This window comes from Desulfobaculum sp. (assembly GCF_054921475.1).
In genome coordinates this window covers 1-6,664 of the sequence record NZ_JBUDSW010000213.1, presented here as the reverse complement: position 1 = coordinate 6,664, position 6,664 = coordinate 1, and the positions used below count along the sequence as shown (strand labels likewise).

Here is a 6,664-nt window from a genome sequence, read left to right as displayed (position 1 = left end):
GGCCAAGGCCGGGCGTGAGAGTGGCGCAAAGGAGGGAGAACAGGTGCGCATCAGCCGTTCTGAGCTTTTTCCTGCTCGCGCTGCTTCTTGTATTTGGAGGGGCACTTGGTCATGAGGGTCCGCGCGCCAAAGACGCCGGTAGTGGAATCAACTCCGCCTTCGACAATGACTTCGGCACCGGGCTTGAAGGTGTCGGGCACCACGCCGTCGTACTCCACCGCGATGGAGTCCTTGTTGCCGCTTTTGTCCAGCAGGCGGAACTGCACGCCTTTCTGACCGGGACCACCAACCAGATCCTGATCGGCAACCGTGCCAAACAGGCGCACGTTGGAGAGTTCACCCACGGGCATGGCCCGGGCCTCGGAAACGTTCAAAAAATACACACTGTTCTGGGACAGGCCGGAATACACGAGCGATCCCAGTCCGCCCACGAGAAGGAGCAGGGCCACAATGTAGACTGTCTTGTTCGTTTTCTTCGCCATATATGGTCCTATCTGGATTTTTTCACCGCCCGGGCAAGCTCGGCGCGGCGTTGACGGGCAAGTTCCCGCATGTCTGTCACTTCGTCGGTCTCGTCCACGATTTCCTTACCAAGGATTTCCTCAAGGACGTCCTCCAGCGTTACCACGCCGGACAGCCCGCCGTATTCGTCCAGAACCACACATAAATGCGTGCGCGATCCCAAAAATTTACCGAGCAGCCTGTCCAGGGTCAAGGTATCCAGCACAAAGAGCACAGGCTTCATGAGGTCCATCAAACGGCGGTCCTCAAGGTCCTCGGCGGCGGCTTCCAGCACGTCGCGCCGGAAAACGATGCCCACGATGTCCTCGGGGTCCTCATCGTAGACGGGCACGCGGCTGTGCGCCCAGCAGTGGGTGTCCTCGCGCGCCTCGGCCACGGTCATGGACGAAGGCAGTGACGACACCACAGTACGCGGCGTCATAATCTCGCGAACCACCTTTACATCCAGTTGCAGGATGTTGCGGATGGACTCTTCCTCGTACGGCTTCAGCACGCCGGAACGGCGCGAAAGCGCGGCAAGGGCGGTGATGTCCTCTTCCGTGGCCGAGGGGCCGGCGGACTTGGGCTCGCACAGTCTGGACACCCAGCCCAGCACCCAAATGGCGGGCCTTAGGAGCCAGACCAGCCCACCCATGGGCCGCGCCAACAGCGGCGCAAGGGTCCGCGTATACTGCACACCGATGGTCTTCGGCAGAATCTCCGAAAACACAAGGATGATGACGGTGAACACAAGCGTGAAGTACAGCAGGTTTTCGGAGCCAAAGAGCTTGTCCGCCGCAGCGCCCGCTATGGCCGCGCCTGCTGTATGCGCCACCGTGTTCAGGGTCAAAATAGCCGCGATGGGCTCGTCAATGTTCATCCTGAGGGCGTAGAGGCGGTGTCCGGACTTGGAGTTCGCCTTTCTCAGCCGCTCTATAACGCTCCACGGCACTGAATACAGCGCCGCCTCGCTCACCGAGCAGAACATGGAGACCCCGGTGGCGAGAACGATGGCCAGAATGAGTTCAAGCACAGCGGACTCCACCGGTTCCGGCTTCTGAATTTTTTTCGCTAATCAAGCATTGGTGCGGTTTCACAGGTTCCTCTTTACTGTTTGGCTGTCTACCAGAGCTACGCGCCTGCGCGCAAGTGATAATAGTTGCACATGGCCCCACTCTTGACGCCGCGCCTGTTGTGGCTCACAAAGAGACGCGTAACGGCGAGACCGCCTATACCCTATCTTCTTCTTATGGAAAACATCGAAAACGTCATCCTCGACCGAGACGGAACCGTCATCGTCGACAAGCACTACCTGCACGATCCCGCAGGCGTTGAACTTCTTCCCGGTGCGGGAGAGGGGCTTGCGCTTTTGGCGCGCGCCGGAATACGCCTGTTCATTGCCACCAACCAATCCGGCATTGGCCGGGGCTATTTTCCCGAGGCGGACTACCACGCCGTGGACGCCCGCCTGCGCGATATGCTCGCGGACTACGGCGTCAGCATTGTGGACACCGCCTTCTGCCCCCACGCCCCGGATACGCCCTGCAACTGCCGCAAGCCCGCAACGGGCATGTGGTCGCGCCTTGCCGCTGACCATGGGCTGTCACCGGCGAACACGGTCATGATTGGCGACAAGGACGCGGACGTGCGCTTTGGCCTTGAGGCCGGGCTGGCCGCCAGCATTCTGGTGCTGACCGGCAAGGGTGCGGGAGAGCTGGACAAGTACGCCCTTGGCGCGCCGCTCTCCATCTGGACCCGGCCTTCGCCGCGCCCTGCGGGCGCGCCCCACGTCGTTGCCCGCGACCTTGGCGCGGCATGCGATTTCATTCTACATCATAACGCCACAATCGGCGAATCAGTCACATGATCAAAATCGGCATCTGGAACACCGCCTTTCTTGGCGATGCCATCCTGACCCTTCCGCTTCTCCACTCCGTCTCGCAGGCTTACCCCGAGGCGGAGCTTCACTTTTTTGTACGCAAAGGCGTGGACAGCCTGTTTACGGCCCAGCCGGAACTGACATCCGTGCGCGGTTTTGACAAGCGCGGCAAGGAAAAGGGCCTTCGCGGCGCCTACCGCCTTGGGCGCTCGCTGGCGCAGGAAGGCTTTGACCTGTGGATAAGCCCCCACACCAGCCTGCGCAGCGGCCTCATTGCGCGCTGGACGTCGGCAAGCCGCCGCATTGGCTACAATTCTCCATGGTTCAACAATTGGCTCTACACCCACACCGTGGACCGCGCCTTTGACCAGCTGGAGGAAATTGAACGCCTTGGCAAGCTCCTTGAGCCGCTGAGCATTCCGTCCACCACCAAGCCCACGCTGGTGCTGCCGCCGCAGGCGCGGGTGCACGCGCGAAACTTTTTTGCGGATATCGACGCCCCCACCCTTGGCATTCATCCCGGCTCCACATGGCCCACCAAGCAATGGCCGCTGGAATACTTTGCCAGCGTCATGCGCAGCGCCGCCGACGCGGGCATCCACGTCATCCTCTTTGCCGGACCGGACGAAATCCACCTTGCGGAAGAGGTTCTGCGCCTGTCTGGCGTCTCGCCGGACAGCGGTCAGCTCTCCAACCTTGCAGGACAGTTAAGCTTGCCTGAGCTTGGGGCGTATATCGCTGGCGTGGACTGCTACCTGTCCGGCGACTCCGGCCCCATGCATCTGGCGTGGGTACAGGGCACGCCGCTGGTGGCCATCTTTGGCCCCACGGTGCGCGAGCTTGGATTCTTCCCGCGTGGACAGCACTCCACGGTGCTGGAAAATCCGCTGGACTGCCGCCCCTGCTCCCTGCACGGTCCCCGGCAGTGCCCCAAGGGCCATCACGACTGCATGCGCGGCATCACGCCCGACGCCGCGTGGGACGCCGTGCGAACCACACTGGAGCAGACGCGTGGCTAAGGCGCTTCCTACCTCATGGCTTGTTGTACGCATGTCCGCCCTTGGCGACGTGGTCCTGACCACAGGCGTTCTGAACCACCTGCATGCCACACGCGGCTGGACCTTCCATGTGCTGACCAAAAAGCCCAACGCCCCGGTGCTGACCGGCCATCCGGCCATAGAAAACACCGTCATGCCCGAGGACGCCTCCCTCAAAGGCCTCAAATGGGTGCAGGCCGCGCGCGAACTGGCCGCGCGCTACGACGGCTGGGGGCTCCTTGACCTGCACGGCACCCTGCGGTCTATGGTACTTGCCACGTTCTGGCGCGGTCCGGTGCGGCGGTATCCAAAATTTTCGCTGGCGCGGCGGCTGTTTGGCCGCTTCGGCTGGCAGTGGGCAGGGGACAGCCTGACAACGCTCAATGTGCCCCAGCGCTACGCCCGCGCCGTGGAGCGCGGCGCCGTCCCGGCCTCCGCCGTACGGCCCATCATTCACCTGAGCGAGGCCGAACGCGCCGAGGCGCGGGGCATTCTGTCCCGCCACAGCCTCGCGGCGCCCATTGCCGCCCTGCACCCCTACGCCACGCACGACGGCAAAAAATGGCCGGACGCCTCATGGCGCGAGCTCACGGAGCGGCTGGTTGCCGCCGGATGGCGGTGCCTCATTGTCGGGCACGACCCCGCCCCGCTCTACGGCGCATCCGCGCCGGACGGCGTCACCGACCTCACCAGCGCCACCACCCTGCGCCAGACCTGCGCGCTGCTGGAGCAGTGCGACGTGCTGGTCACTGGCGACTCCGGCCCCATGCACCTCGGCACTGCTGTGCGCACCCGCACCGTGGGCCTGTTTGGCCCCACCACGCGGCACTGGGGCTTCTTCCCCAGCGGCAAGCATGACACTGTGCTGGAATCCGCCCTGCCCTGCCGCCCCTGCTCCCTGCACGGCGGACGCGGCTGTGACCGCGGCGTCCAGTGCATGAGGGACATCACTCCAGACGCCGTGTTTCACGCCGTTACCGCGCCGCAGCCGTAACACGACACCACTTTTGCCAACGCGAAGGGCCGCCTCCGGTATACCCGGAGGCGGGCCGTCGCGTGAAGGCCTATGGTGCCAGCACAGCGCTAGCGGAAAATGCGCTTCTCTGTCAGTTCCACAATCTTTTTGGCCTTGGCGAGGCTTTTGTCGGCGTCGTAGGCCTGCTTGGCGTAGTCGTAGGCTTCGTCGTACTTGCGCCACTCAATGTACATCTCCGCCATGTGCAGCAGAGTCTTGGGGTGTGACCCAAAAGTCCGCAGGGCGTAGCGGTACATCTTTTCCATCTTGGGATATTCGCGGGCATTCTTGTAGGCCTGCACGGCGTAGGCAAGGGCCTTGCTGTCACGCGGATTGAGCAGCAGCGCCTTTTCCAGCACCTCTCCGGCCTCAAAATACAGCCCGGCCTTGAGCATCCGCGCCCCGGCTTCACGCAGGACGCCTTCCTCGCGGCCAAACTCCTCAATGGCGTGACGGAGCAGGCTTTTGCCCTTGGGGAATTCCTTTTTGTTGAAGGCCTGCTGCGCCTTGGCAAAGAGGAGCTTCTTGCGCTGGGCGCGCTTGACCTCGGCGTCCTCCTCGGCTTCCTTTTCCTTTGCCTCCAGCACTTCAAGGGTCTTGACGAAAAAGGCGAAAATCTGCCGCTCCGTCCCCCGGCGGAAGGTGACATACGGCCCGGCCTTCACGCCCTTGGACCGCATAAAGGCCTTGACCTCGGGATGCCGGTTGAAGTCCTTGAGGAATTCCTGCAGGTGAACCTCCACCTCGAACCGGGCACGCCCGAATATTTTACGGGACATCATTTGCCGCACTCCAGAGGCCGCATGGAGCAACGCCTTCGCGATGTTGCCCTTATGCAGTGCACTTTTGGCGCGTGCAAAGTCCTCACGCACCCTTTTGTCTGGAGTATCAAACATGGCATCTCCCGCCACCGGAAATTCCCCGCGCGGAGAGCGTTTCCAGCTTATTCATGAATTGCACATCCGGTAAAACTATTCAAGGCTGAGGCACGGGTTTGCGCCGCGAAGGTTCTGGCCTCCCTTGGTTTTCGACGCATGTGTCCCATATTGAGCCCAGCCGTCTGATATACAATATTTTTGCGGCAAACAACCGTTCGGCCACGCTTTTTGCCGCAAAGGGGTGCTGGGGCGGCATTTTTCCGCCCCGTTTTTAGGCCGCGCCACGTCCCGGCACAACGCCGCCGCGCGCCATGCGCCATGCACAGCACGCCCACAACGTGCCCCCGCAAAAATGCTGACGCACCAAGCCCCAAATTTCTTCTCCACATTTTGGAGATTGCAGGATGTGGGACTTTGGTCTGTTTTTCTTCACAATGCATTGCCCTTGGCTGCGACATTATGCATACTCTAGGCCATCTACAGCCACTGCGGAACATGGAGCAAGACTATGGAAGCACTAGGAGAAGTCATCCACGCCACAGGCAGCACCTATGCCACATCTGAAACCGGTCTCCGTTTTCTCTCCACAGGATCACCAGTTTACCCACAGGAAACGCTTGTCACAGAAGACGACAGCACGCTGTGCGTCACATTTGACAATGCCGCGACCCTCCTCCAGGCGCAAAACAGTGCTGCGTCGATTTTCACCGCAGCGCAGGGCGATGTCGTCGCCTCGTCCCCTCTCACTATCGCCATTGCGGCAGGAGTCTATAGGGCTCTCGTAGAAAAAACCGAAGATTCTTCGGCTCAGCACCTTCATATTGTGCTCCCGGAGGCCGATATTTCGCTGCACGAAGGCGGTGTGGACATTGCCGCAGGTGGCGCGGACACCTTTGTGGGCTGCTTTGCTCCGGCGGAAATCCCTGCCGCCATCACCACGCCCACTGCGCAGGCGCACCTGCTGGACCCGGGACTAGCGCGCATCATTACGCCCGGCGGCGACATTTCTCCACTTCGCCCCTATACGCCGGACGAAAGCGCCCTGTTCCACAACGAAGCGCCCCTGCCGGACGACCTCGCTTCCCGCCTTGCCCTTGAAGGCTCCGCCGATGATGACACTCTCACCACACAGGACCTGCTGGATGCCATCAACGACCTGGAGGACGCCGCCGCGCCCAATGAAACCACTCCAGACCACGCCCCCACAGCCCCCCCCACAGACGCCCCCCTCTCATCACTCGCTCCTGCAGACGCCAATGCCCCCTTCGGCCCCGAAACAGGCGACACGCATCACAATATCCCCACACAGGACGCCTTCACTCTTGCCATGACAGACCCCGCCGAACGCTTCCCA

General features: G+C 62.0%; 7 protein-coding genes. 4 read left to right on the top strand and 3 right to left on the bottom strand.

The annotated features are described in order from the left end of the window. Positions 1-50: 50 nt before the first annotated feature. Both ACY69P_RS12830 and ACY69P_RS12825 read right to left on the bottom strand, forming a co-directional pair. Positions 51-482, bottom strand: coding sequence for a cytochrome c maturation protein CcmE (locus tag ACY69P_RS12830; RefSeq protein WP_459898904.1), 432 nt, complete (start codon positions 480-482; stop codon positions 51-53). A gap of 8 nt (positions 483-490) precedes the next feature. Then, the gene (locus ACY69P_RS12825; RefSeq protein ID WP_462327756.1) at positions 491-1,534 is read right to left on the bottom strand and encodes a hemolysin family protein; all 1,044 of its coding nucleotides are present in this window, start codon (positions 1,532-1,534) and stop codon (positions 491-493) included. A gap of 216 nt (positions 1,535-1,750) precedes the next feature. On the opposite strand from ACY69P_RS12825, the gene ACY69P_RS12820 reads away from it, so the two are divergent. From ACY69P_RS12820 to ACY69P_RS12810, 3 genes are read left to right on the top strand one after another with little or no spacing between them, the layout of a single operon-like run. Next, positions 1,751-2,368, top strand: a complete 618-nt coding sequence (locus ACY69P_RS12820; RefSeq protein ID WP_459898900.1) for a D-glycero-alpha-D-manno-heptose-1,7-bisphosphate 7-phosphatase — start codon at positions 1,751-1,753, stop codon at positions 2,366-2,368. Then, positions 2,365-3,399, top strand: a complete 1,035-nt coding sequence (locus ACY69P_RS12815) for a glycosyltransferase family 9 protein (RefSeq protein ID WP_462327755.1) — start codon at positions 2,365-2,367, stop codon at positions 3,397-3,399. The genes ACY69P_RS12820 and ACY69P_RS12815 overlap by 4 nt, the downstream gene beginning before the upstream one ends. After that, entirely contained in the window at positions 3,392-4,411 is a 1,020-nt protein-coding gene (locus ACY69P_RS12810; RefSeq protein WP_462327754.1) for a glycosyltransferase family 9 protein, read from the top strand. The genes ACY69P_RS12815 and ACY69P_RS12810 overlap by 8 nt, the downstream gene beginning before the upstream one ends. 89 nt (positions 4,412-4,500) lie before the next feature. On the opposite strand, the gene ACY69P_RS12805 is transcribed toward ACY69P_RS12810, so the two are convergent. Continuing rightward, positions 4,501-5,214: a tetratricopeptide repeat protein gene (locus ACY69P_RS12805; RefSeq protein WP_462327753.1), complete on the bottom strand. Its 714-nt coding sequence runs from the start codon at positions 5,212-5,214 to the stop codon at positions 4,501-4,503. A 604-nt stretch (positions 5,215-5,818) separates the two neighbouring features. On the opposite strand from ACY69P_RS12805, the gene ACY69P_RS12800 reads away from it, so the two are divergent. After that, a partial coding sequence (locus ACY69P_RS12800; RefSeq protein ID WP_462327752.1) for a hypothetical protein occupies positions 5,819-6,664 on the top strand: 846 nt, incomplete at its 3' end.

Coding starts and splice junctions, on each gene's coding strand:
- ACY69P_RS12805 (WP_462327753.1), bottom strand. CDS start 5,214: ATGATGTCCCGTAAAATATTCGGGCGTGCCCGGTTCGAGGTGGAGGTT.
- ACY69P_RS12830 (WP_459898904.1), bottom strand. CDS start 482: ATGGCGAAGAAAACGAACAAGACAGTCTACATTGTGGCCCTGCTCCTT.
- ACY69P_RS12820 (WP_459898900.1), top strand. CDS start 1,751: ATGGAAAACATCGAAAACGTCATCCTCGACCGAGACGGAACCGTCATC.
- ACY69P_RS12815 (WP_462327755.1), top strand. CDS start 2,365: ATGATCAAAATCGGCATCTGGAACACCGCCTTTCTTGGCGATGCCATC.